The sequence below is a fragment of the Polaribacter sp. ALD11 genome (assembly GCF_002831685.1).
Classification (GTDB): Bacteria; Bacteroidota; Bacteroidia; order Flavobacteriales; family Flavobacteriaceae; genus Polaribacter.
On record NZ_CP025119.1, the window covers coordinates 3,436,764 to 3,460,899 of the forward strand.

Sequence of the window (24,136 nt, forward strand, 5' to 3'; positions counted from 1 at the left end):
TTTATATGTTAAAACTGAATATTAAAAACGAAACTTCTAGGTTAAGAGCAGTAGTTTTAGGAATAGCGAAAAGTAGCGGTCCAATACCAAAAGTAGAAGATTGTTATGATCCTAAAAGTGTACAACACGTAATAGCAGGAACGTATCCTAAGGAAAAAGATATGATTATCGAAATGGAAGCTGTTGCTGCTGTTTTAGAAAAATACAATGTAAAAGTTTTTAGACCAGACATGATTGAAAATTACAATCAGATTTTTTCTAGAGATATTGCTTTTGTTATTGATGATAAATTAGTGAAAGCAAATATTTTACCAGACAGAGATCAAGAAATAGAAGCAATACATCATGTTATTTCTGAAATTGATAAAGGAAACGTTATAGAGCTACCAGAAGAATGTCATGTAGAAGGAGGTGATGTGATGCCTTGGAATGACTATATTTTTGTTGGAACTTATTCTGGAGAAGATTACTCAGAACATATAACGGCACGCACAAATATAGACGCAGTGATTGCTTTGCAAGAATTATTTCCAGAAAAGACTGTTAAATCTTTCGAATTAAGAAAGCACAATACAGACCCTAAAGAAAATGCACTGCATTTGGATTGTTGTTTTCAACCAATAGGAAAAAACAAAGCGATACTTCATAAAAATGGCTTTCTTGTAGAAAAAGAGTATGAATGGCTGTTAAATTTCTTTGGAAAAGAAAATGTTTTTGAAATTGATAAAGAAGAGATGTTTAACATGAACAGTAATATTTTTTCTATTTCTGAAGACGTAATTATATCAGAAAAAAACTTTACACGTTTAAATACTTGGTTACGTAAAAATGGTTTTACCGTAGAAGAAGTTGCATACGCAGAAATAGCAAAACAAGAAGGTTTATTGCGCTGTTCTACAATGCCACTTATAAGAGATTAAATTTCAGCTTATACCGGTAGGGTAAACTGCTACATAATTGTTTTAATAGTGTTACATAGAAAATCATTTTGTAAGAAATTAAAAGGATGAATGCAACAAAACTAATATTATCGGTTATTTTATTAATTACAGCTAGTTTTTCTTACGCTCAAGATCAGGAAAAAGATTCAGTAGTGTCAAAAGAGAATTATTATAATAAACGAGCCAAAGAAGATGCTAAATTTGAACAGGAATTTAATTCTAAATCAAAATCTCAAGACAAAAAGTTTTGGAAAGAACAAAAAGAGTATGAGAAAGAATTAAAGAAGAGAGATGAAGTCGCTCATAAAGCATACATGAAAGGAAAAAGAGATGCTTATGCAGAGCATAATAAAGAATGCAACAATCTCTGTAGTCACGGGTATTATTATCATGATCATGTAAGTTATTATTACCATGGCAACTATAGTTCTAAGAGAAACTCTAATAGAAGCTCTACTCGAGCTAAAGTAGTTGTTAGAACTCCTAGTATAAGGTTAGGTCTTTTTTAAATATTTATTGAAAACCGTTTCCAAAAAAAGGAAACGGTTTTTTAATAAAATGAGTATGCTATAATAAATATGTGTCTATATTTGTAATATATTTAAAAGACATGCAACAAACTACAAATACCATCTTAATGATTCGTCCTATTAACTTTAGGATGAATGAACAAACAGCTGTAAATAATTATTTTCAAGAAGAAATTGATTTAAAAAATGCTGAAATCAACCTAAAAGCGCAAGAAGAATTTGATGCTTATGTACTTAAATTAAGAAGTTATGGTGTAGGAGTTGTTGTTATTTCTGATACAGATACATTTGATACTCCAGATTCTATTTTTCCAAATAATTGGATTTCTTTTCACTCAGACGGAACCGTTGGTTTATACCCAATGTTTGCTGAAAATAGACGTTTAGAGAGAAGGGATGATATATTGAATGAATTAGAGAAAAATGGATTTCTTATAGAAAACATTGTAGATTACACCTCTGCAGAACATGAAGATTTATTTTTAGAAGGTACAGGAAGTATTATTCTAGATAGAGTAAATAGAAAAGCATATTGTGCATTGTCTGCAAGAGCAGATGAAGATTTATTTATTGAGTTCTGTGAAGATTTTGAATATACACCTGTAGTTTTTGTTGCCAACCAAACCGTTGAAGATGAAAGAGCAGCAATTTATCATACAAATGTTATGATGTGTATTGCAGAAACCTTTGCTATAATTTGTTTAGATTCTATAGATGATAAATCTGAGAGAAAAAATGTGTTAAAACATTTAAAAGAAGACAGTAAGCAAGTTATTGATATTACAGAAGCACAAATGCATAATTTTGCAGGAAATATGTTGCAAGTTCGTGGTGCAAATGACGAATTATTTTTAGTGATGAGTAAAACAGCTCATGATTCGTTAACACAAAGTCAAATTGCAAAAATTAATAATCATTGTAAAATTATTTCTAGTTCTTTAGAAACGATAGAAACTTGTGGTGGTGGAAGTGCACGTTGCATGATGGCAGAAATATTTCTACCTAAAAGGTAATATAAGTCTTTAGGAAAGTCAAGATGTTTTTTTGATATTTATAAAAATGAGTTTACTGCTATTAGCTATTGCGCCTGTTACAATTATTATTCTTTATATTTATTTCAAAGATAAATATGAAAAAGAACCAATAGGTATTCTAACCAAAAGCTTCTTATTGGGAGCAACTGTAAGTATTATTTTAACGTTTATTTTAGGTTACATTGCTTCAATTTTTATTCCCATAACAGATATTAAAAATGTTTTTCAGCAATTTTTAAAAGCTTTTATTGTAGTTGCTTTGGTTGAAGAATTTTCTAAATATGTTATTGTAAAATTTTATGCTCAAAAAAACAAGGAATTTAATGAACCTTTTGACGGTATTGTCTATTCGGTAATGGTTTCTATGGGGTTTGCTGCCTTAGAGAATATTTTATATACGTTTCAACATGGTGCAGCAACAGGACTAACTAGAGCGTTTACAGCTGTTCCTGCTCACGCTACTTTTGCTATTTTAATGGGGTATTTTATGGGAAAAGCAAAGTTTTCTAAACATAAAGTAAAACTAAATTTATTAGGTCTTTTGTTGGCAACACTTTTTCATGGCGCTTATGATTTTTTCTTATTCATAAACTTTATACCAGGAATGTGGATTGGAGCAATTATCTCTTTAATATTAGGAATTGTGCTCTCAAGAAAAGCTATTAGAAAGCATCAAAACAGTTCTATCTTTAAAGTTTAATTATTTTTTTTACAACAGTTTTACTGTTTTCAAATTGAACTTTTAAATAATAAATACCTTTTGAAAGGAAAGAAATATCAATTTCTTTCAGATGATTAAGGTTCTCACTATACACCTTTTTTCCAGTAAGGTTAAAAACATCAATTTTAGAAAAACACCAATTAGTTTCAAAACTGATTTTATCAACGATAGGGTTAGGGATAATTTTAAGAAATTCTATATCATTTTTTTCAAGAGATAATAATGAGTGAGTTGTATCATGAAATTTATATAATTTTTGTGAATGTGTAACTCTTGTTCCAGAAATAGTAGAGATGTTTTTTTCTCTTGATAAATAGTACTTTCCGGTAAAACCAATATTTGTAATTCCTTCAACTTGGTTTCCTTTACCAAGTTCATTTTCTAGTGATATTTTGTTAAAACTAGAAAAGAAAATATCATTACCTGGCTTTCTGTTAGGGCTAACGTAAATTAAAAAAGGAATTAAAGCGGTAGTGTAACCTGTTAAAATAAAACGATTATCATTGTAAACTGCGCCAGTTATAAGACCTTCTATGTTAGCAGAACTAATTTTTTTAGCAATATAATTACCAGTTGTTAAAGGAATTTTATAAATATTAGTCTGTAAATCTGCCCAGTTTTTAGTGAAAACTAAGATGTCATTTCCGTAAATAACAATTGCTTCAGCATCAAAATTAGAATTGTATGGTTTATATGAAAAATCTACCTGATCTTCATAAGAAAACGAAATGATTTCAGCAGAAACATTAAGGTTGTTTCTAAAATCTGATTTTAGAATTTTATATATTTTTAAGTTTTTTCTGTTACCGTTATTGTTGCCAATATCAGCAATAAAAATATGTGTATCATTTTCACTAATATCCTCCCAATCTACATTCTTAGCATTAGAGATGGAGACCGTTCTTATTAATTTACCAGACAAACTATCTATTTCATAAAGATTCGGACTATCTCCACTATCATTATGTGTTATTACTTTTGCATCTAAAAATAATAGACCAGATGTCTCTTTCACTGCTACAGGTAATTCAAATTTCTCTTCAAAATTACTTATTTGACTTAAAGTAAAGATTGCATTAAATAAGAATATAAGTAGCAAGTTTTTCAGTTTCATTTTATTTATCTAAAACTTCTTCAATTACTTTTCCTGAAGTACCATTCGGAGCTTCAATTTTTAATAAATTGGAAATTGTTGGTGCAATATCTGTGATTTCATATTTTTTTGAAGAGCGTCCTTTTTTAATTCCGTTTCCATAGAAAATAATAGGTACATGCGTATCATAAGAATATCCAGAACCATGACTTGTTCCTTTTCTACCACTAGCAAGAGTTGCAGGATTAGGAATCATTAAAACATCACCAGAAAACTTTTGATTATACCCATTCTGAAGAGAATTCATAATTCCGTCTGTAAAATGAGTTGTTTGCAAGGTTCTTGCCGTAACTGCTTTGTATATTTCATCAAAATTGATTACTTCATCAGCTAATTTTTGAGCAACCACATTTAGGTCTAATCCCAAAGTTTCAATTTTATTTTTATCTAAAAATATCTGATAATTAGAAACATTTTCAATCAACTCCTTAGAATTAAAATATTTTTGCGTAATTTCTAAGATAAAATCTCTAAACTCTTTAGTGTCCATATAATGTGCAGGGATTTTTAAAGATTGTAAATAAGAAGGAACATGCACAGCTGCATGATCTGCAGTTAAAAATAAGGTGTAGTTTCCTTTACCAACTTCAGAATCTAGAAAGGTGAAAAAATCTGCTAAATCTCTGTCTAAACGTAAATAAGTATCTTCAGTTTCAACAGCAGCAACACCATACCTATGACCTATATAATCTGTTGATGAAAAACTTACTGTTAAAAAATCTGTAAATTCAGATTTACCCAATTTTTCACCAATAATAGTTGCTTTTGCATAATCTACAGTAATTGTATTTCCTGCAGGCACTGTTTTGATCAAATTAAAATTACCATTCTTTTTTCTTAATTCTTTTAAGTTCTTCGGAAAAACAGGTTTTTCTTGTCCTTTTAAATTATCTTCAAAAATATTATCATCTGCTCTACTTTGCGTGTATGTTTTTATGTCGTATAAAGTTTCCCAAGTAGCGTTTAGATATTCATCAGCTTTATTGTTACTGTTAAATTCCTTTACCCAATTTGGTAATTCGTCCATATAAAAAGAACTTGTAATCCATTTATTTTCATTTCCAGCATCGTACCAATAAGCAGCATTTGCTGTATGACCAACAGGCAAAATTGCAGACCTATCTTTAATAGAGATTCCAATAGTTTTCCCCTGCATGTTTTGTGCTAAGTGAAGTTGGTCTGTAACTGTTGTTGTATACAATCTGTTCGGAGATTTATTTCCAACAGAACCATTATTTCCAATAGTTTTATAATTCGCATCATCTACACAATAAATACTTTCTTTTAAATACTTATCATACCAATTATTAGAAACAATACCATGATTACTTGGCGTTGTTCCTGTAAAAATAGAAGCATGCCCAACAGCAGTATATGTGGGTATGTAATTATAGTGTGCATTTTCTAATGAAAATCCGTTTTTTAAAATTCTATTAAACCCACCTTCACCGTACCTTTCTGCATAACGAGTTAAATAATCATACCTCATTTGATCTATAACAATACCAATTACTAATTTTGGTTTTTTTACAGGAACCTTAGGAGTATTGCAACTAGAAAATAAAATAATTGAAGATAAAAGGTAGAAAAATGCTTTTTTCATTAGTGGAATAAAATTTATATTTCATCAAAAGTAATTATTTTTTATTTTGATATGAGATAATTAACATTCAATTAATGATATTTTAATACTTTAGCCTAAAATTTGTTTGAATGACGTATTTAGAACATGTAGGTAAGTATTTTATGATGTTGGGGCGTGTTTTTAAAAAACCACAAAAATTCCGTGTTTTTTATCAAGCTTTAATGAAAGAGATTGAAGACTTAGGTATAAAATCTCTGGGTATTATTATGTTTATATCTTTCTTTATTGGTGGTGTAATTGCACTGCAAACCGCATTGAACTTAGACAGTCCTTTTATTCCAGATTCTTTAATAGGTTTTGCTGCAAAAAGGTCTATAATATTAGAGTTTGCACCAACTTTTTGTTGTATTATCTTAGCAGGTAAAGTTGGTTCTTATATAACATCTAGTATTGGTACAATGCGCGTTACAGAGCAAATAGATGCGTTAGAAGTTATGGGTATAAATGCTCTTAATTTTTTAGTCTTACCAAAAGTTCTAGCCGCTTTATTATTTTATCCCTTTTTAATTACTTTGGCAATGGTCTTAGGTATCTTCGGTGGATGGGTTTCAGGTGTGCTTTCAGGTTTGTTTTCTGGAGCAGACTATATTACAGGTATTCAAACAGATTTTAAGCCATTTTTAATTGTCTATGCATTAATAAAGACGCTTATTTTTTCATTTTTAATAGCTACAGTACCTTCTTATCATGGTTTTTATGTAAAAGGTGGCTCAATCGCTGTTGGTAGAGCAAGTACGCAAGCTGTTGTTTGGACCACAATTTTAATTGTAATAGCTAATTATTTTCTAACTCAAATGTTGTTAACTTAATTTATGATAGAGGTTAAAAATTTACACAAAGGTTTTAATGGAGTAGAAGTTCTAAAAGGAATAACTACTACTTTTTTACCAGGAAAGACCAATTTAATTATTGGACAAAGCGGTTCTGGAAAAACGGTTTTTTTAAAATCTTTAATAGGTCTTCATATTCCTGAAAAAGGAACAGTTTCGTTTGATGGAAGAATAAATACAGCCTTTTCTGAAGAACAAAAAATGCAATGGAGACAAGAGATTGGTATGGTTTTTCAAGGAAGTGCATTGTTCGATTCTCAAACAGTTGAAGAAAATATAATGTTTCCTTTAAAGATGTTTACAGAAAAATCGAAATCTGAAATGTTAGATCGTGTAAACACGGTTCTAAAACGTGTTAACTTAGAAGACTCTAATAAGAAGTTACCAGCAGAGTTATCTGGCGGTATGCAAAAGAGAGTTGCCATTGCAAGAGCAATTGTAATGAATCCTAAATATTTGTTCTGTGATGAACCAAACTCTGGTTTAGATCCTCAAACAGCAATTGTAATAGACAACTTAATTCAAGAAATTACAGAAGAATATAAAATTACAACTGTAATTAATACACATGATATGAATTCTGTAATAGAAATTGGAGAAAAAATTATTTTTTTAAATAAAGGAGTTAAAGCGTGGGAAGGAACAAATGAAGATATATTTTCTACTGATAATGAAGCGGTTGTAGATTTTGTTTATTCTTCTAATTTATTGAAGAAAGTAAGGCAAGTTTATTTAGATGAAAAAAAATAAAAAAAAATTTGGTTGTATGTAAATAAAGTGTATATTTGCAGCCGCTAAGAGATAAAGAATGACCTGGTAGCTCAGTTGGTAGAGCATCTCCCTTTTAAGGAGAGGGTCCTGGGTTCGAGCCCCAGCCCGGTCACATTAAGTTAAACTCCACACATTATGTGTGGAGTTTTTTATTTAACATAATTTCTGTGATTTAATTGATTTTAATAAATATTTTTGTTCTATAATTTCTTTAAAATTATGAATAAACTTTATTTAATTTTTATTTTAATCTTTTTTATGAACGATACTAGCCAAATAATTTTCGATTTTAACTCAAACTCAGATATTTCTAACTGGGTAATAGTAGATGATGTTGTTATGGGAGGAAGGTCTGATGGAAATTTTAAAATTAATGAAAAAGGTGTTGGAGAATTTTATGGAAAGGTCTCTTTAGAAAATAACGGAGGTTTTTCTTCCTTAAGACATCGTTTTTCTTCAATTAAAATAAATGGTTTTAAAGAGGTTGTTTTAAGAGTAAAAGGTGATGGTAAAAAATATCAATTTAGAATAAAGGATGCTATAAGTAATCAGTATTCTTTTATTGCTAATTTTGAAACAAACGGAGAATGGCAAACTCTTAAAGTTGAACTTTCAGAAATGTATCCAGCTTTTAGAGGACGAAAATTATCTATTGGAGAGTTTTCCTCAGAAAATATCGAAGAAATTGCTTTTCTAATAGGAAATAATACTGTTGAAAACTTCAAATTAGAAATAGACCAAATCTACCTTCAGTAATTTATAAATATGATTTCAAATTACTTTTTATTGTATCTTTCCAAAGTCATAAATAACTTATAATGGAAGAAGATATTAAAAAAAATATAACACCTAATTTAGCCGAAGAAACTGGGCAAAATGTTAAAGATGATGCGAAGGGTTTATTAGATAGCATAAAGAAATTTCTAGTAGAGCTTTTTGATTTTAGAGATGATACAGATCATGAAGCAACAATAGAAGCTATAAAAGCAGATATTCCTTTTAAAGGTGCAACTGCATGGATTCTTATTTTCGCCGTCTTTGTGGCATCAATAGGTTTAAATGCAAATTCTACCGCAGTTGTTATTGGAGCCATGTTAATATCTCCTCTAATGGGGCCTATCTTGGGTATTGGTATGTCTTTTGCCTTGAATGATCTAGAAACGTTTAAAAAATCTTTAATCAATCTAGGAATTATGATTGGTTTAAGTTTATTTGCATCTTTCCTTTTCTTTTATTTCTTTCCGTTGAGTGAAGATAACTCTGAGTTATTAGGGCGTGTTAGTCCAGATATACGAGATGTTTTAATTGCATTTTTTGGTGGTCTGGCCTTAATGGTTGCAAGAACTAAGAAAGGCACAATTGCATCTGTAATTTTTGGGGTTGCTATTGCTACCGCTTTAATGCCTCCTTTGTGTACAGCGGGTTATGGTTTGGCTAAAGGAAATTTTTCTTACTTTTTTGGAGCAATGTATTTGTTTACAATTAATACTATTTTTATTGCGCTGGCAACTTTTTTAGTATTGAAGTTGTTAAACTTTCCAATGCATAAATATGCAAATGCTGCTAAGAGAAAAAGATATTCTACTATTGCGACAATTGTGGGTATAGCAGTTATGATTCCTGCAATTTTTACTTTTATTACTGTGTTTAATGAAAATCAGGTGAAAACTCAGGTAAATAATTTTATAAAGAATGAAGTTAAAACTATCAAGAATTTTCAATTAATAGATGATTCCTATAGTTTTAAAGATAAAGAAATTAATCTAAATTTCTTTAATGAAGTTACAGAGGGAGAGGAAAATATTTTGAATAACCAGTTAGTTAACAATACGAACTATACAAAAATAAAAGATTTTAAAATAAAGATAAAAGGTAGTGATACGAAGAGTTTTTCTTTAATAACAACTGCGTATAAAGAAAAGCGAGAAGAGTTACAGGAAAGTAAAAATATTATTGCTGGTTTGCAAAAACAGATAGCAGGTTTACAAGAAACAATTTCTAGTTTAAATAACAGAATTGAGCAAGATGCTTTGAATAAAAATCAGAATGTAATTGCTTTTAGTAGAATTGCTAAAGATGCTAAAATAAGGTATATAGATATCGAAGAAATTGGTTTTGCTAGTGTATTATCTTCCAAAGATTTTATTAAAATTGATACGATTCCTGTGGCAACAATAAAATGGAATATAAAATTACCAGATAGTATTATCTCATCAAAAGAAAGAGAATTAAGAAACTGGCTTCAAAAAGAAATGGCGTTAGATACGTTGTTTATTAAACGAGAAAAATAAATAAAAAACCCTTTTTGATTTATAAAATCAGAAAGGGTTAAATTTATATGATAAGTTGATAAAGGAAGGAGTGTTTAAACGAAATCGTCACCAAATTCTTCTCGAACATCTGTAGTTATTTGTTTTATATCTTGTTCATCTTTTCTAGGACAGATTAAAAGAACATCATCTTTTTCAACAATAATAAAATTACTCAAACCTTGTATTATAACTTTCTTGCCAGATTGTGTTCTAACCATGTTACCATTAGCGTCTCTAAATATTGTTTGAGCTCCTACTACAGCATTTTGAGTGTTATCTTTTTCTAGTTTGTTGTATAAAGATCCCCAAGTCCCTAGATCGTTCCATCCAAAATCGACAGGTAAAACATGTACGTTTTTTGCTTTTTCCATGATTCCAAAATCAATAGAAATATTTTGACATTTAGAATAATTGGTTCTGATAAAATCGTCTTCAAAATCAGAATTATATACATTATTTCCGTCGTCTAAAACAGTAACCATTTCTGGTAAGCTCTTTTTAAAAGCTTTAAGAATGCTTTTTGCAGACCAAATAAAGATCCCTGCATTCCAAAGATAATCTCCACTATTTAGAAATTTTTCAGCCGTTTCTAAATTGGGCTTTTCAGTAAAATTCTTTACTTTTTTTATTTCTGAAGCACCTTTTTCAAATTTGATATAACCATAGCCTGTATTTGGGGTATCTGGCTGAATCCCTAGCGTCATCAAAATATCTTCTTTAGAACAAGCATCAAAAGAAGTTTGTATGTTTTTAGTAAACTCTGCTTCATCATCAATCCAATGATCAGAAGGAGCAACTAGTATTACTGCATTAGGATTTTGATTGTATATTTTTAAAGCTGCATATAAAATACAAGGTGCTGTATTTCTCATGGCAGGTTCTAATAGTAGTTGATTTTTTTTTACTTTTGGTAGCTGTTCTAAAACAAGTTTTTCATAACTTTCATTCGTTGCAATTAAGATATTATTTGAAGGAACTAAATCATTAATTCTCTGATAAGTTCTCTGAATTAAACTTTGTCCAACACCTAAGATGTCGTGAAACTGTTTTGGATATGTTGATGTACTCATTGGCCAAAAACGAGAACCAACACCGCCGGCCATAATAACTGCGTAATAATTTTTACTATCTGTCATAACTTTGTACTTCTACATTTTGATTGAAGAGATATACTTTTTTATTCGCCATACATAGACATTCATAGCGTGTTCTTCTCTTGTTTCCTCTTTTATAAATAACATCTTTAAAGATAAAAAGACTTCCAAAAGGAATTGCAAAGATAAAGTTCTTTCCGGTCTCTGCAATATTTCCTTTTAGAGCTAATGATAAGTTAACATCTGTATCTGTACTTGCTTTTGGGTTCTTTAAATAATGTGCCAAATAAGGCAGTATTTCCTTCGGGTAAATATTCGGATTCAAAAAAGGCAACATTAAATGTTGAAAAACTGCTTTCCACTCTTTGCCATGTGGTAGTACACGCCCAAACTTTTGATGTGTAACATGGTGTGCAATTTCATGAACTAAAGTTAATAAAAACTGATACTTATTAAGATTGTTATTAACTGTTATTTGAAACTTTCCATTTGGTAAACTTCTAAAATCACCATGTTTTGTAGCACGTTGTTCTACAATCTTTAATGTAAAGTTGTGTTTGTTTATAAGGAATTCTAAAAAAGGAATTGCTTTTTGTGGTATGTAATTTTGGTAATCTTCTGTCAATTTTTAATTTTGCTTACTGCTTACTGCTTACTGCTTACTGCTTACTGCTTACTGCTTACTGCTTACTGCTTACTGCTTACTGCTTACTGCTTACTGCTTACTGCTTACTGCTTACTGCTTACTGCTTACGGAGTAGATGAAGAAACCTGTAATACTTTTCCGTTATAAAATTTATTACCCGTCATTGCAAAATTATACATATAATCTGCCATTTCCATTGCAGAAATAGGTGCCTGATAACCCGGAAAAGCTTCTTCTAACATTTCTGTCTGTACAGCTCCTAGTGCTAAAACATTAAAAGCAATTTGTTGTTCTTTATATTCTTCTGCAAGTAATTCAGAAAGTGTAATTACAGCACCTTTTGCAGAAGAATAAGCTGCTAAACCGGGGAACTTCATGCTTCCCTGAATTCCGCCCATAGAGCTAATAGTAACTACATGACTTCCTTTTTGTAAGAAAGGAATCATTAATTTGGTAACTTCTGCAACAGCAAAAACATTTACTTTATATACTTCTAAAAAATCTTCCGAAGATATTTCTGTAAACGGTTTGTTTACTAATTTACCTGCATTATTAACTAAAATATCAATTTTTTTCCAAGTACTTTTTATAAAATCAGTAACTTTCTGTAAGTCTTCAGAATTAGAAATATCAACAGATAAAACAGTAATATTTTTATGATTTATTGCTGATAAGGGTTTTGAGTTTCTAGACAATGCCAAAACTTGATGTCCGTTTTCTGCAAATTGTTTAGCGAGTTCAAACCCAATTCCTCTGCTTGTTCCTGTAATAACTACGTTTTTCATTCTTTTCATTTAAAGGAAGCAAATTAGGTATTTTTTCATACATTTAAAGATAAAATAGATACAAATGAAGAAAATATTTTTGCTTTTTATAAGCGTATTTTTTATGCAGAATTTTATGGCGCAAACTACTTATATTTTATGCGGAAAATTATTAGACACTAAATCAGGAGAAATAGCAACTAAAAAAACCATTATTGTAAAAGAAAATAAAATTTACAAAGTAATGGATGGGTATGTCTCGCCTAAAAGTGCAACAGCAATAACGATAGATTTAAAAGATAAGGTTGTAATGGCTGGTTTAATTGATTTTCATGTGCATATAGAACAAGAATTTGATAGAAATACAAGGCTAAATAGTTATATTCTGAACGAAGCAGATGTTGCTTTTAATTCTGTTGGTTTTGCTGAAACGACACTTTTAAACGGATTTACAACGGTAAGAGATTTAGGAGGAAGTGGTGTTAATATATCCATTAGAAATGCAATTAACACGGGTAAAATTCCTGGGCCAAGAGTTTTTACAGCTGGTAAATCTTTGGCAACAACAGGTGGTCATGCAGATCCTACAAATGGAAGTAGTAGAAAGTTAATGGGAAATCCTGGTGCTAAAGAAGGTGTTGTGAATTCTGTGGAAGATGCAAAAAAAGCAGTAAGACAAAGGTATAAAAATGGTGCAGATTGTATAAAAATAACTGCAACTGGTGGTGTTTTAAGTGTTGCGAAATCAGGTGATAATCCGCAATTTACAATTGAAGAGATAAAAGCAATTTGTGAAACGGCAAAAGACTACGGAATGCACGTTGCTGCGCATGCTCATGGAGATGAAGGAATGAGAAGAGCAATTATTGGCGGCGTAAAAACCATTGAACATGGAACTTATATGAGTTCTGAAACGATGGAGTTGATGAAAAAGCACAACGCGTATTTAGTGCCAACAATTACAGCCGGAAAAGAAGTAGAAGAAAAGGCGAAGATACCAGGTTTCTATCCGGATATAGTAGTGCCTAAAGCATTAGCCGTTGGACCACAAATTCAAGGTACTTTTGCAAAAGCATATAAAAAAGGCGTAGGAATTGCATTCGGAACAGATGCTGGAGTCTTTAAACACGGTAATAACGCAAAAGAGTTTGGTTTTATGGTGGAAGCTGGAATGCCAGCTATAGAAGCAATTCAGTCTGCAACGATTACAAATGCTATGTTGCTAAAAATGGAAAACGAAATAGGACAAATACAAAAAGGTTTTTTTGCAGACATCATTGCTGTAGACGAAGATCCTACAAAAAACATTGCTACAATGGAAAAGGTGATTTTTGTGATGAAAAATGGTAAAGTATATAAAGATGAAAAATAAAAATTTAAACTTATTTATAGTCGCGTTTTCGATAATAAGCATCATTGTAAACCTTGTGCAAAACAAACCAACAAGCGATCTTTTTGGGTTTGAAGTAAACTCTTGGTTTGTTAGCATATTATGGCTACTAATAGGGCTGGTTTCTTACAAGAGATACAAAGACAAGAAAGAAGAGGAAGGCAACTAGCTTTCTCTTCTTTCTATTCAAAAGTTATATGTTGATACGCACCAATATCCGGATTTGTAGCTCTGTCAATGCCTAAAATATCTAAAGTAAAAGGTGTTGTAATTGCCTTATTTATTGCATCGCTTTTATCACCAATTATCAAATCGCTTTTTTGGGTATCTCTAAAATTTGGATTACCGTTTAAAACAATATTGCTATAATTTGTGTTGTTTGCAAAATCTACTTCAGTTACACCGTCAAAAGAATTACTAGAGTCGTTAAATTTAATCATGCTATTTTTTACTGAATAATTAAACAAGCCACCACCATCTGCCTTATCAATTATAAACTCGATATTGTTATTTCCATCAAAAATGCAATTGGTAAAATTAGCCGCTTTTAGATCTCTAGTTTGTGTAATTTCTTGTCCGGCTTCGTTAGTGTAAACAAAGAAATTGTTTATTAATACAGCAGGTAATTGTCTAATGCCGCTGTTCCAATAATTCGCAAAAGTACTGTGTGTAAAATTGTAAGTTCCGCCAATTGTTGCTGCTAAAGAAGCTTGTCCTGCAGCACCAATAACCACATTATGCCCTTCAATATTTGTTTCTCTGGCAAGAATTCCGAAGTTAGAATGATTGTATATTTCTGTGTTTTCTAGTTTTAAAGTAGGAGTAGAGCTAGAACCAATACTATCAACTAGAATACCAATAATACCATTTTTAATTTGTGCATGTTGTATCTCATTGTCCTTACTTCCTGCACGCATCCAGATAGTTCCCCATTGCCCAGGAGTCTGACTAAAACTATTCTCTAGTCTATCTCCTTCGAAAATCACTTTTTCAGAAAGTGTTCCGTTTACTTGCAAAGTTGCTTTTCTATCTACAATTAAACCAGAATTGTCATGAAAATGGACTCTTGCTCCAGCTTCAATCTTTAATATTTTGTTTGGTGGTATTGCTGCATAACCATAAATAACGGTTGGTTTTACTTTTGTAAAGGTAAGTTCTGTATCTTCTAAAAATCTCCCTTTAATAGTCGTTGGTTGTCCGTTTAATGTTAAACTATCAATTTTCATAGAAATGGCATTTTTGCCAGGGAAAATAAAGTTTGCATCTTCTACCAAAGTAACCAAGTCTACATCTTGTAAATTGTCTCCAGTATCAAATAAAATACGATCTGTGTACAAAGGATTAGGCTCATTTGTAACATTAACAGTGGTTTCAATAAACACAAAAATACTGTCTTTGGCAAGAATGTCGATGTCATTAAATTCTTTTCCAGGAATTCCATCAACATTTAATCTATAGTTAGAAGAGGTTCCGTTTTCTAACTCAATTCTAGGAATTGTAATGGCATTATTTCCTCTATTATAGACCTTTAAATTATAAGTAGCAGAGCCAATATTTGTAAAAATGGTGTCTAAAAAAACGGTGTCTTTAGAAAACTCTAGTTTACCAGAATTGGGTATCGTAGAAAAATCCTTTCTACAAGAGCTCATAGAAATAAGAGCAATACAAATAATAAAAGTAATAAAGTAACGCATAAGTTTAATCTCTGTCCTATTGCCCTGAAAGATAAAGAGCGGTCTGGAGGTTGTTTATAAAAATAGAACTTTTAAAAGTCAGAATTATTGTTTTATCAATTCAATTTCAAATAATTTACCCCAATGTTTTCCGGTAACAAATAACCTCTTGTTTTCGGTATCATAAGCAATACCATTTAGAACCTCGTCATTTGCAACTAATTTTTGAGTTTTAGCCATCTCTTTTTCTAAACCTCTTAAATCTCCAAGACCTTCTACAACACCTGTTTTAGGGTTTATTACTATTATAGTGTTCTTTTGATACATATTGGCGTATAATTTCCCATCTATTAACTCTAGTTCATTTAACTGATCGATGGCTCTATCATGAGCGTATACTTGTATGAATCTTTTTTCTTTATAATTTTCTTTGTCTAAAAACCAAATTTTATTTGTTCCATCAGATTTTATCAAGTCAGTTTCATTATGAGTTAAGCCCCAACCTTCTTTACTCTTATTGTAAGCGAACTCTTTTTCTTGTTTAAACGTTTCTAAATCGTAGACAAAACCTTTTTTGTTTTCCCAAGTTAACCAAATAATTTTATTGTTTACAATGGTCATTCCTTCTCCGAAATACTTTTTATCTAAAGCTATTTCTTGTAAAACTTTACCTGTTTTAATGTCTAGTTTTCTAAGTGTAGATTGTCCTCTACGACCTGTAGTTTCGTATAAAAAACCGTTGTGGTATTCTAAACCTTGCGTGTATGCTTTAATATCATGAGGATATTCATTTATAATTTTATAGGTATAAATTGCAGGTTTACTATTTGCAAAAACCTCTATAAACCCATTTTCTTTCTTCGTTTTGCCATCATAAAAAGCCAAAGCATTAATGGCATGTTTACCAACACCTAAATTTGTGGTGTTAATAGTTGCAGAATTCCCTTCGCTAGGAATTTCTTTTCCGTTTACATAAAACTGAATTTTCTCAATAGGTTTGTCATTTTTCTCAATTAATTTTACGGTAACCGACTCATTTAAAATCGCTTTCTTAGGCTTTTCTAAAGAGAACTTATAAGCATTAGAACAAGAAGCTGTTAGAAATAAAATGGCTAAAAAGGATATTAAAATAGAATAATTCTTCATTATTTATATAGATTTCAATGTATTAGAATGTAAATATTCAAAAAAAAGACAACAAAAAACAACTTTTAAGAACTAAAAGAAGCTTAAATTTGCTATTCGATCAAATAAAAACTAATTATTTATTTGTAAATTAAAAAATAAGGTTAAATTTGCATCCTCAAAATAGTTAAAAACAGCTATTTAGAACATTGAGTAAAACTTTACCAATTTTGCTCTTACAAACATAAACATTAAAGTACTAAAATATATATTAAAATGAGAAAAGGAATTCATCCAGAAAATTACAGAATGATGGCTTTTAAAGATATGTCTAACGGAGATGTATTTATAACACGTTCTACTGCAGATACAAAAGAAACTTTAGAGGTAGATGGTGTAGAGTATCCTTTAGTAAAATTAGAGATTTCTAGAACTTCTCACCCATTTTACACTGGTAAATCTAAACTTATCGATGCTGCAGGACGTATTGACAAGTTCAAAAACAAATACGCAAAATTCAAAAAAGAGTAATACTTTTAGAATTTTAACCATATTTAAAACTCCAACATTCATTTGTTGGAGTTTTTTATTGTTTATAATAATGGCGTTTCCTTTCAGGTCGGGCTTTGCGTTGCAATCTTTTTATTCATGCTTCATAAAAAGGATTTCCACTTCAATCCCTAACGCAAATTATTTGTTAGAGCTATCACATAATATCATACTAAATGAGTATTTTTGAGGTCTTAAAAAAATAAAGAAAAAATGAGAAATACCATACTTGCTATTTTCATAGGGATTACAATTTTGTCTGGAGTTTTAGTGTACTTCCTTCCGCAAACAGGAACTATAATTTTACTATCCATTTCAGGCTTATTAATGATAGTTGCAATTCACGATAGCATACAAACCAAACATTCTTTATTAAGAGCATTTCCTCTAATAGCTCGTTTACGCTGGTTTTTTGAAGAAGAAAGAGACAAAATTCAACAATATTTTATTGAAGACAACTTAAACGGAACGCCAATAAATAGAGAGAAAAGAAGTATTGTTTATCAACGTTCTAAACTCGAAAAGGAAACGGTGCCTTTTGGTACACAGCACAATGTGTACAAGAAAGGTTATGAATTTGTAAAGCATTCTTTATTTCCTAAAAACCACCATGAAGTAGTAGGAGATCGAATTATTTTTGGTTCAGACAAATGCACACAAAAATACGACGGTTCTATTATCAATATTTCAGCAATGTCTTTTGGTTCTTTAAGTAAAAATGCAATTATGGCATTAAACCAAGGAGCTAAAATGGGGAACTTTGCACATAATACTGGCGAAGGAGGAGTTTCTCCTTACCATTTGCAAGGAGGAGATTTAATTTTTCAAGTAGGAACAGGATATTTTGGCGCAGGAAAATCTTTAGATGGTAAACGTGTGTTCGATGATGCTATTTTTAAAGACAATGCCATTCGCCCAGAAGTAAAAATGATTGAAATTAAACTTTCTCAAGGAGCAAAACCTGGTCATGGAGGAATTCTTCCTGCAGAAAAAAATACAGAAGAAATTGCAAAAATTAGAAAAGTAGAGGTAGGTACACAGGTAGATTCACCACCAAGTCACTCTGCATTTTCTAACTTCGAAGAAATGGTTGCTTTTATTCAAAAAGTAAGAGATCTTTCTGGCGGTAAACCTGTAGGAATTAAGTTATGTGTTGGTAATAATGAAGAAATAGAGCAAATGATAGCAGCATTTGCAAGTGCAAACAACTATCCAGATTTTATTTCTGTAGATGGAGGAGAAGGTGGTACAGGTTCTGCCCCAATGGAATTTACAAACTATATTGGTACGCCATTAGTAGAAGGGTTAGTTTTTATAAACAAGCTGTTACAAAAACATCAGCTAAAACACCAAATAAAAATTATTGCAAGTGGTAAGGCTGTTGATGCTTTTGATATTGTAAAATATTTAGCTCTAGGGGCAGATGCAATTGGTATGGCAAGAAGTTTTATGCTAAGTTTAGGTTGTATACAAGCTAGAGAATGTAATTTAGATACGTGCCCAGTTGGTGTGGCTACACAAGACCCAGATTTGGTAAAAGCATTAGTTGTTCAAAAGAAAAACATAAGAGTAAAGAACTACCATAATAAAACTATTACGACTGTTAAGGAAGTAGTTGGTGCTATGGGAATAGATGCTATTTATAATATAAAATCGAGTCAAGTTTTTAGAAGAAGAAAAGATGATGAAGTAGTAAGTTTAGAAGAAATATACTATAAAAAGTAAACAAAAATTTATTACCATGGAGTTTTTTGATATTGTTATTATTGGTGGAGGACCTATTGGGATTGCTTGCGGTTTAGAGGCCCAAAAAAAAGGGTTGAGGTATGTTATTCTAGAGAAAGGACCTATTGTGAATTCGTTATATAATTATCCTGTAAATATGCAGTTTTTCTCTTCTTCAGAAAAGTTAGAGATAGATGAGATTCCTTTTATTAGCAAAGAAGCAAAACCAAGAAGAAGTGAAGCTTTAGAATATTACAGAAGAATTACAACGTCAAATAAATTACACGTTAATTTGTTTGAGAAAGTAACTTCTATTTCTAAAAGTGAAAATAAGTTTACTGTTAATTCTGATAAAAATACATACACATCTAAAAATATAGTTATTGCAACTGGTTTTTATGACATTCCGAATAGTTTAAATATTCCTGGAGAAGATTTACCAAAGGTTTCTCATTATTACAATGACCCACATTTTTATGCAGGACAAAAAATAGCAATTATTGGCGCAAGTAATTCATCTGTAGATGCAGCGCTAGAATGCTATAGAAAAGGAGCGGACGTTACCTTGATTATTAGAGGAACAGAAGTAGGGCAACGCGTGAAGTATTGGGTAAGACCAGATATTATCAACAGAATTGAAGAAGGAAGTATTAAAGTATATTTCAAAGCTACCGTTAAAGAAATATTTAAAGACGCAATTTCTATAAATACAGAAAATGGATTAGAAACGTTACAGAATGATTTCGTTTTGGCATTAACTGGTTACAAACCCGATTTTACTTTTTTAGATGAAATAGGTGTTGGTTTCTCTAATGATGAGAAGAAGATTCCTATTTATGATGAAGCAACAATGGAAACCAACATTAAAGGTCTTTATTTAGCTGGTGTTATCTGTGGAGGAATGGATACGCATAAATGGTTTATAGAAAACTCTCGCATTCATGCAAAAATGATTGTTGCAGCTGTTTTAGAAAAGAAGTAGTGCTTTAATTGTAATGAAAAAGAACGTCATATTTATTTTAAGAAGACGTTTTTCTAAATCATTAAACTCTACAAAAAAATAGATGCATAATTAAGTGCTTTTTTGTCCTAAATGTAGGTTTTAGTAATTTTTTTTAGCAGCAATATTACACAATCAGAACTATAAAATATAGTTATAAACATCTTTAATTTATAATTTTTTTGATTGCAATAATGGTGTATATTTTTCTTTCTATCTAAAAAAAATGATATATATTTTTGGTAATTGTTTTTCCTAATGAATCTAGTTTATTAGCATCTTTGTCCTTTTTTTAATAATTTTTTTGCCTATATAATCAAATAACTAGAATTTGTTTTAGGTAAGTGTACCAAAATATAACGGCATTGTTTAATTTTTGGTGACTCAAGTAAAATCTACCATGTTTTTACAGAAATTATAGCCTTTTTAGTTAAATATTTTAGTCATTTCTTCATGAAATAAATAATCATTGAAACCATGAATATTTAGTATTGCCTTTTCCGATTTTTTTTTTGAATCACTTCGCATTAAAGTCGAAACAACCGCTCCTCATAGTCATCTGAAAAATTAAATGTTAATTTTAAAAAACTAGTACCAGTGATGTCAGGTTTATAATTGTTTTTAAGAAATTACTTGATAGCGGTCTCTATCTTACTGTGTTTTTTGGTATATCTGTAAATTTTTAACTGCAGCAGTAATAACATAGCTATAAAAGTTACAGCAATTATGACCAATAACATATTAATTTCTGAAGCAATAGAGGATATATTTCCTCCATAGAAAGCTATTTTTCTAAAAGCACTTAAAAATTGTGTTAAAGGAATGAATTGTGCGACATTGGTTATGGCTTCTGGAAAAGCTAGGGTTGGCCAGGTAAATCCACTAAGTACAAAAGCAGGAGTAGAAATAACCATTAAAAGTTCCGTAGCTTTTAATTGACTTGGAATAGCTATTGAAAACAACATTCCTATAAACATAGAGGAGAGTGTTAAAAGCGTTACTAAAATTAGCATAGGAAAATTAAAGACATCTGCTTCAATTTTAAAATAGGGAATGAATAGACTTACAATTCCCCACATTATTGGTATCATTAAAATAAACGGTGTAGATTTAACAGCAATATGATATAAAGAAAATTTACTTTCAGTAACCAAACTGCCAAAATAACCATCTTCAAAATCTCTTGAAAAAACCAATGCCATTGCTAAAAAAATAATTTGCTGCATAATTGCTGCGAGCATACCTGGTAGCATAAAGGTTACATAGTTTCCTGTAGAATTATAAAGCTTATTAAAGTTAATTTTGAAGCTTTCGTAAGCAGCGGCAGCTTTGGTGGGATGAAGACCTGATTTTTTTAAACCTTCAATTTCAATACCGGCATTTAGAGTCATTAAAACCGACTGGATGTTTTTGCTCGCAGTGTTGGCATTTACCATGTTTGCCATATTTAAATCGACCCGTATTTCAGGGTGTCTTTTTTGAAAAATATCTGCTTCGAAATCGGTTGGTAGTGTAATAACAGCTGCATACTGCTTTGTAGGCATTTCTGCAATAATATTTCCAGGTATATAACGTACATCACTTACAAGCAAGACTTCGTTATCTAGAAATGCATCCACTATTTTATCAGAAGTGGGGCTTTTATCTTGATCTATTATTACAATTGGTAGATCTATCACTTTGCCTTGTTGGTAAACGTAACCAAATATAATTCCATAAAAAATAGGTGCTCCGATAAAGATAGCCAGCAATACATTATTTGAAAAAATACGTGTAAATTCTACTTTAACCAACCTAAAAAAATCTTTCATAATTTTATTGTTTGATAAGCATGGTTGCATTCAGAAAAAATGATTGATCGATACCATCATTTGAAGTGCGAACTACTTTTAATTCATAAATAGATTCGGATAAGTCATAAAGAGGAGCAGTACTTGTAATATCAGCATAAGCAGCCAATTGCTTTATACTTATAATTTCGCCTTTTGTTTCTTGCTTGGTGTATGGGTTAACTAGTAATAATTTTTTGCCTACTTTGAAATCATATATTTTTGACTCTGGTATTGTAAATCTAAAATAAACACTATTCGTTTTATAACCATTGAATAAGGTAAAGCCAGGGGTTAATAACTCGCCTTCTTGAAGACTTATAGATTCAATGCTCATATTTGCAGGTGCTATTAAATATTTTTCGCTTGCTGCAGAGAGCACTTCTTCTTTAGCTCCAATTGCCCGATCTAATTGTCCTCTAGCTTGATCAATTTGTTCTACTCTCGCACGGTTGCTTACCTCTTTTAATTTAGCCTCCAGCGAATTAACTTGTGCTTTGGCCATATCTCGTTTCATTTTAACTTCATCAAATTGCTGTAGCGTTACTAGAGAGTCTTTATACATATTTTCTAGTCTATTATAAGATTCTTGAGCAAAGTTTAACTGCGCTTTACCAGCAGTAACCTTACCATTAATTTGGTCTAATTGCTCTGCGGTTGCCCCTTTATAAGCCATATTTAATTGCCCTTTTGCCGAAGTTATTGCGCCTTCAGCTTGCATCATTTTGGCATTAACTTCTGGGATATCTATATAAGCTAGCGTGTCTCCTTTTTTAACAGTTTGACCTTCATTAACATAAATTTTACCAATTCTTCCGGCAAGCTTAGTACTCACAGAAATAGTTTCATACTTTACTTTTCCTCTGTATTCTGTAATTTTTTCACTACTGCAAGAACTAGCAACCGTTATTACAATGCTTAAACTAATTATTTTAATTATCGATTTCATTTTAAAAGTTTTATCAGGTTATTCGTAATTGAGTATTCCTTTCGCATAAAGAAGGTTTGTAACAGCTCTCCTTTGATTAAAAAATGATTCTTGCAATTTGAAATTGGCTTTTTCCAAATCATTTAAAGCATCAAGAACATCATTTATTGATGTTAAGCCATTTTTATATTGTTTGTTGATCATATCGTAAGTGTCACTAGCAAGTTCAATTTCTTTCTGGACTATTTCTGTGTTTTGTAGAGAAAGTTCATTTGTTAATTCAGCTTTAATGATACTCAAGCCTATCAATTCATTAGCCTCTTCTATTTGTTCTCTATATTTCTGACTTTCCATTAACGATTTCTCACTTTTTAATCGCGATTGGTTTCCATCAAATACATTCCATCTAATGCCAACACCTATATACCATTTCGGATCTAGCAATGACAAATCATCCTCTATAAATTCATAATGCCCTTTCAAGGCAAGTTTAGGGATAAAGTTACTTTTCTCCATTTTAGATTTATAAAGAGTTGCCTTTTCCGCTTCTTCCAAAGCTTTAACTTCATTACGCTTTTTAATGCTAGAAGACGAGTCGTTTGTAGAAACTTCTAGTTGCGGATTAAATGAATTTAGATTGCTTCTACTTTCACCAGTAAGTTGATGCAATACTTCTATCAATAAGGTTTTATTGTGCTTAAACTCCAAAAATTTACCTGCTAATTGTTGTTCTGCAAGTTCAATTTTTTTTCTGCTAATAGGAGTTGCTAAACCATTTTCTATAGCTTTTTTTACGTAATATTTTTGTTCATTTAAAAAATTTCTTGAAGTATTTAAGACACGTTCAGAGGCATATACTAAGGCCAGTTTATCATAAGTTTCTATTATTTTTAAAGCTATTTTATCTTTTTCAGCCATAACAAGGTAGTTTAGTGATGCTTCTTTAAACTTACTTGCTTTTATAGCATTACTGGCCTCAAATCCACTAAATAGAATCCAATCTACATCCATAGAAGACTTTAATATATTTTTGTTTTGTAGGTAAGGAACAGGTTCTAATTGAATATTACTAGGAAAAGGACTATTAAAAGGAATTCCAGCAGCTTCTTTAATAAGTAATTTCTGAGTTGAAATTAATAGATTTTGTGTGTCACCATCAAAGGAGATGTTATCGTCTAATCGAGTGTAGCTTCCATTAAATGTTACCTTAGGTAGGAAAACTGATTTTGCTAATTTTTGATCAATTTTTGACTGCCCTGACTCTAAATTCTGGATGTTAATCTTATGGCTTTTTTGAAGTCCTTTCTCTATAAGGTTTTTAAGATTTGAATCTAGTTGCTGTGCTATAGAAATTGATGAAATAAAGCATGCAAAGGCAAGAAGAAAGCTATTTAGTTGTTTTAATTGCATTGTAAAATGGTTTTTATAATTGCAAAGCAAATTTACTTAATTTAGTAGTACTATTCTTTGACCTAT

The 24,136-nt window shown here is 30.7% G+C and carries 23 protein-coding genes and 1 tRNA gene; 14 read left to right on the forward strand and 10 right to left on the reverse strand.

Going from position 1 to position 24,136, the window contains the following annotated elements; genetic code table 11:
* Window positions 1-5 precede the first annotated feature (5 nt).
* The 4 genes from CW731_RS14935 to CW731_RS14950 all read left to right on the forward strand — a co-directional run bounded on the left by CW731_RS14935 (window position 6) and on the right by CW731_RS14950 (window position 3,205).
* Window positions 6-920, forward strand: coding sequence for a dimethylarginine dimethylaminohydrolase family protein (locus CW731_RS14935; RefSeq protein ID WP_100947475.1), 915 nt, complete (start codon window positions 6-8; stop codon window positions 918-920).
* An 86-nt stretch (window positions 921-1,006) separates the two neighbouring features.
* Window positions 1,007-1,450: a hypothetical protein gene (locus CW731_RS14940; protein WP_100947476.1), complete on the forward strand. Its 444-nt coding sequence runs from the start codon at window positions 1,007-1,009 to the stop codon at window positions 1,448-1,450.
* A gap of 101 nt (window positions 1,451-1,551) precedes the next feature.
* Window positions 1,552-2,484 (forward strand): citrulline utilization hydrolase CtlX, encoded by a 933-nt coding sequence (gene ctlX / locus CW731_RS14945; RefSeq protein ID WP_100947477.1) that lies wholly within the window; start codon window positions 1,552-1,554, stop codon window positions 2,482-2,484.
* Between the two features lie 46 nt (window positions 2,485-2,530).
* Complete coding sequence (locus tag CW731_RS14950; protein WP_100947478.1) at window positions 2,531-3,205, forward strand: PrsW family intramembrane metalloprotease; 675 nt, start codon at window positions 2,531-2,533, stop codon at window positions 3,203-3,205.
* On the opposite strand, the gene CW731_RS14955 is transcribed toward CW731_RS14950, so the two are convergent.
* Window positions 3,195-4,340 (reverse strand): T9SS type A sorting domain-containing protein, encoded by a 1,146-nt coding sequence (locus CW731_RS14955; RefSeq protein ID WP_100947479.1) that lies wholly within the window; start codon window positions 4,338-4,340, stop codon window positions 3,195-3,197. The two genes, CW731_RS14950 and CW731_RS14955, sit on opposite strands and share 11 nt — an antisense overlap.
* A 1-nt stretch (window position 4,341) precedes the next feature.
* Complete coding sequence (pafA, locus tag CW731_RS14960; RefSeq protein ID WP_100947480.1) at window positions 4,342-5,982, reverse strand: alkaline phosphatase PafA; 1,641 nt, start codon at window positions 5,980-5,982, stop codon at window positions 4,342-4,344.
* 110 nt (window positions 5,983-6,092) lie between these two features.
* Between pafA and CW731_RS14965 the strand changes: the two genes are divergently transcribed.
* From CW731_RS14965 to CW731_RS14985, 5 genes are all read left to right on the forward strand, one after another.
* The gene (locus tag CW731_RS14965) at window positions 6,093-6,833 is read left to right on the forward strand and encodes an ABC transporter permease (RefSeq protein ID WP_100947481.1); all 741 of its coding nucleotides are present in this window, start codon (window positions 6,093-6,095) and stop codon (window positions 6,831-6,833) included.
* 3 nt (window positions 6,834-6,836) lie between these two features.
* Window positions 6,837-7,604, forward strand: coding sequence for an ABC transporter ATP-binding protein (locus CW731_RS14970; protein WP_100947482.1), 768 nt, complete (start codon window positions 6,837-6,839; stop codon window positions 7,602-7,604).
* 60 nt (window positions 7,605-7,664) lie between these two features.
* Window positions 7,665-7,737 (forward strand) — tRNA-Lys (locus CW731_RS14975).
* Between the two features lie 107 nt (window positions 7,738-7,844).
* On the forward strand, window positions 7,845-8,381 hold the full coding sequence (locus CW731_RS14980) for a CIA30 family protein (RefSeq protein WP_232734685.1): 537 nt from the start codon (window positions 7,845-7,847) through the stop codon (window positions 8,379-8,381).
* Between the two features lie 62 nt (window positions 8,382-8,443).
* Window positions 8,444-9,916, forward strand: coding sequence for a DUF389 domain-containing protein (locus CW731_RS14985; protein ID WP_100947483.1), 1,473 nt, complete (start codon window positions 8,444-8,446; stop codon window positions 9,914-9,916).
* 74 nt (window positions 9,917-9,990) lie between these two features.
* Here the strand turns inward: CW731_RS14985 and CW731_RS14990 are convergent, their stop codons facing one another.
* The 3 genes from CW731_RS14990 to CW731_RS15000 form a co-directional block, all read right to left on the reverse strand.
* A complete protein-coding gene (locus tag CW731_RS14990) occupies window positions 9,991-11,073 on the reverse strand; it encodes a mannose-1-phosphate guanylyltransferase (protein WP_100947484.1) in 1,083 nt (360 codons plus the stop codon).
* Window positions 11,063-11,656 (reverse strand): SprT-like domain-containing protein, encoded by a 594-nt coding sequence (locus tag CW731_RS14995; protein ID WP_100947485.1) that lies wholly within the window; start codon window positions 11,654-11,656, stop codon window positions 11,063-11,065. Before CW731_RS14995 ends, CW731_RS14990 begins: the two co-directional genes overlap by 11 nt.
* Before the next feature lie 125 nt (window positions 11,657-11,781).
* On the reverse strand, window positions 11,782-12,462 hold the full coding sequence (locus tag CW731_RS15000) for an SDR family oxidoreductase (RefSeq protein WP_100947734.1): 681 nt from the start codon (window positions 12,460-12,462) through the stop codon (window positions 11,782-11,784).
* Window positions 12,463-12,526: 64 nt separating this feature from the next.
* Here CW731_RS15000 and CW731_RS15005 point away from each other — a divergent pair, with 64 nt between their 5' ends.
* Window positions 12,527-13,813 carry an amidohydrolase family protein gene (locus tag CW731_RS15005; protein WP_100947486.1) on the forward strand — a complete coding sequence of 429 codons (1,287 nt, stop codon included), beginning with the start codon at window positions 12,527-12,529 and terminating at the stop codon, window positions 13,811-13,813.
* Window positions 13,803-14,000, forward strand: a complete 198-nt coding sequence (locus CW731_RS15010; protein WP_100947487.1) for a hypothetical protein — start codon at window positions 13,803-13,805, stop codon at window positions 13,998-14,000. Before CW731_RS15005 ends, CW731_RS15010 begins: the two co-directional genes overlap by 11 nt.
* A 13-nt stretch (window positions 14,001-14,013) precedes the next feature.
* On the opposite strand, the gene CW731_RS15015 is transcribed toward CW731_RS15010, so the two are convergent.
* A complete protein-coding gene (locus tag CW731_RS15015) occupies window positions 14,014-15,525 on the reverse strand; it encodes a hypothetical protein (protein WP_100947488.1) in 1,512 nt (503 codons plus the stop codon).
* An 84-nt stretch (window positions 15,526-15,609) separates the two neighbouring features.
* Window positions 15,610-16,650 (reverse strand): glutaminyl-peptide cyclotransferase, encoded by a 1,041-nt coding sequence (locus tag CW731_RS15020; protein WP_100947489.1) that lies wholly within the window; start codon window positions 16,648-16,650, stop codon window positions 15,610-15,612.
* 255 nt (window positions 16,651-16,905) lie between these two features.
* Here CW731_RS15020 and CW731_RS15025 point away from each other — a divergent pair, with 255 nt between their 5' ends.
* From CW731_RS15025 to CW731_RS15035, 3 genes are all read left to right on the forward strand, one after another.
* The gene (locus CW731_RS15025; protein WP_100947490.1) at window positions 16,906-17,160 is read left to right on the forward strand and encodes a type B 50S ribosomal protein L31; all 255 of its coding nucleotides are present in this window, start codon (window positions 16,906-16,908) and stop codon (window positions 17,158-17,160) included.
* A 231-nt stretch (window positions 17,161-17,391) separates the two neighbouring features.
* Window positions 17,392-18,903, forward strand: a complete 1,512-nt coding sequence (locus CW731_RS15030) for an FMN-binding glutamate synthase family protein (RefSeq protein WP_100947491.1) — start codon at window positions 17,392-17,394, stop codon at window positions 18,901-18,903.
* Between the two features lie 16 nt (window positions 18,904-18,919).
* Window positions 18,920-19,885, forward strand: coding sequence for a YpdA family putative bacillithiol disulfide reductase (locus tag CW731_RS15035; protein WP_100947492.1), 966 nt, complete (start codon window positions 18,920-18,922; stop codon window positions 19,883-19,885).
* 647 nt (window positions 19,886-20,532) lie between these two features.
* Here CW731_RS15035 and CW731_RS15040 read toward each other — a convergent pair.
* From CW731_RS15040 to CW731_RS15050, 3 genes are read right to left on the reverse strand one after another with little or no spacing between them, the layout of a single operon-like run.
* Complete coding sequence (locus CW731_RS15040; protein ID WP_100947493.1) at window positions 20,533-21,714, reverse strand: ABC transporter permease; 1,182 nt, start codon at window positions 21,712-21,714, stop codon at window positions 20,533-20,535.
* 4 nt (window positions 21,715-21,718) lie between these two features.
* The gene (locus tag CW731_RS15045) at window positions 21,719-22,681 is read right to left on the reverse strand and encodes an HlyD family secretion protein (RefSeq protein ID WP_100947494.1); all 963 of its coding nucleotides are present in this window, start codon (window positions 22,679-22,681) and stop codon (window positions 21,719-21,721) included.
* 18 nt (window positions 22,682-22,699) lie between these two features.
* Entirely contained in the window at window positions 22,700-24,070 is a 1,371-nt protein-coding gene (locus CW731_RS15050) for a TolC family protein (RefSeq protein WP_100947495.1), read from the reverse strand.
* Between the last annotated feature and the right edge of the window lie 66 nt (window positions 24,071-24,136).

What these genes read in the sequence shown, in the direction of transcription:
- CW731_RS15030 (WP_100947491.1), top strand. Translation starts at nt 17,392, where the DNA reads ATGAGAAATACCATACTTGCTATTTTCATAGGGATTACAATTTTGTCT.
- CW731_RS15015 (WP_100947488.1), bottom strand. Translation starts at nt 15,525, where the DNA reads ATGCGTTACTTTATTACTTTTATTATTTGTATTGCTCTTATTTCTATG.
- CW731_RS14965 (WP_100947481.1), top strand. Translation starts at nt 6,093, where the DNA reads ATGACGTATTTAGAACATGTAGGTAAGTATTTTATGATGTTGGGGCGT.
- CW731_RS14940 (WP_100947476.1), top strand. Translation starts at nt 1,007, where the DNA reads ATGAATGCAACAAAACTAATATTATCGGTTATTTTATTAATTACAGCT.
- CW731_RS15035 (WP_100947492.1), top strand. Translation starts at nt 18,920, where the DNA reads ATGGAGTTTTTTGATATTGTTATTATTGGTGGAGGACCTATTGGGATT.
- CW731_RS14935 (WP_100947475.1), top strand. Translation starts at nt 6, where the DNA reads ATGTTAAAACTGAATATTAAAAACGAAACTTCTAGGTTAAGAGCAGTA.
- CW731_RS15005 (WP_100947486.1), top strand. Translation starts at nt 12,527, where the DNA reads ATGAAGAAAATATTTTTGCTTTTTATAAGCGTATTTTTTATGCAGAAT.
- CW731_RS15045 (WP_100947494.1), bottom strand. Translation starts at nt 22,681, where the DNA reads ATGAAATCGATAATTAAAATAATTAGTTTAAGCATTGTAATAACGGTT.
- CW731_RS15010 (WP_100947487.1), top strand. Translation starts at nt 13,803, where the DNA reads ATGAAAAATAAAAATTTAAACTTATTTATAGTCGCGTTTTCGATAATA.
- ctlX (WP_100947477.1), top strand. Translation starts at nt 1,552, where the DNA reads ATGCAACAAACTACAAATACCATCTTAATGATTCGTCCTATTAACTTT.
- CW731_RS14990 (WP_100947484.1), bottom strand. Translation starts at nt 11,073, where the DNA reads ATGACAGATAGTAAAAATTATTACGCAGTTATTATGGCCGGCGGTGTT.
- CW731_RS15020 (WP_100947489.1), bottom strand. Translation starts at nt 16,650, where the DNA reads ATGAAGAATTATTCTATTTTAATATCCTTTTTAGCCATTTTATTTCTA.
- pafA (WP_100947480.1), bottom strand. Translation starts at nt 5,982, where the DNA reads ATGAAAAAAGCATTTTTCTACCTTTTATCTTCAATTATTTTATTTTCT.
- CW731_RS14950 (WP_100947478.1), top strand. Translation starts at nt 2,531, where the DNA reads ATGAGTTTACTGCTATTAGCTATTGCGCCTGTTACAATTATTATTCTT.
- CW731_RS15000 (WP_100947734.1), bottom strand. Translation starts at nt 12,462, where the DNA reads ATGAAAAACGTAGTTATTACAGGAACAAGCAGAGGAATTGGGTTTGAA.
- CW731_RS14955 (WP_100947479.1), bottom strand. Translation starts at nt 4,340, where the DNA reads ATGAAACTGAAAAACTTGCTACTTATATTCTTATTTAATGCAATCTTT.
- CW731_RS14980 (WP_232734685.1), top strand. Translation starts at nt 7,845, where the DNA reads ATGAATAAACTTTATTTAATTTTTATTTTAATCTTTTTTATGAACGAT.
- CW731_RS15040 (WP_100947493.1), bottom strand. Translation starts at nt 21,714, where the DNA reads ATGAAAGATTTTTTTAGGTTGGTTAAAGTAGAATTTACACGTATTTTT.
- CW731_RS15025 (WP_100947490.1), top strand. Translation starts at nt 16,906, where the DNA reads ATGAGAAAAGGAATTCATCCAGAAAATTACAGAATGATGGCTTTTAAA.
- CW731_RS14985 (WP_100947483.1), top strand. Translation starts at nt 8,444, where the DNA reads ATGGAAGAAGATATTAAAAAAAATATAACACCTAATTTAGCCGAAGAA.
- CW731_RS15050 (WP_100947495.1), bottom strand. Translation starts at nt 24,070, where the DNA reads ATGCAATTAAAACAACTAAATAGCTTTCTTCTTGCCTTTGCATGCTTT.
- CW731_RS14970 (WP_100947482.1), top strand. Translation starts at nt 6,837, where the DNA reads ATGATAGAGGTTAAAAATTTACACAAAGGTTTTAATGGAGTAGAAGTT.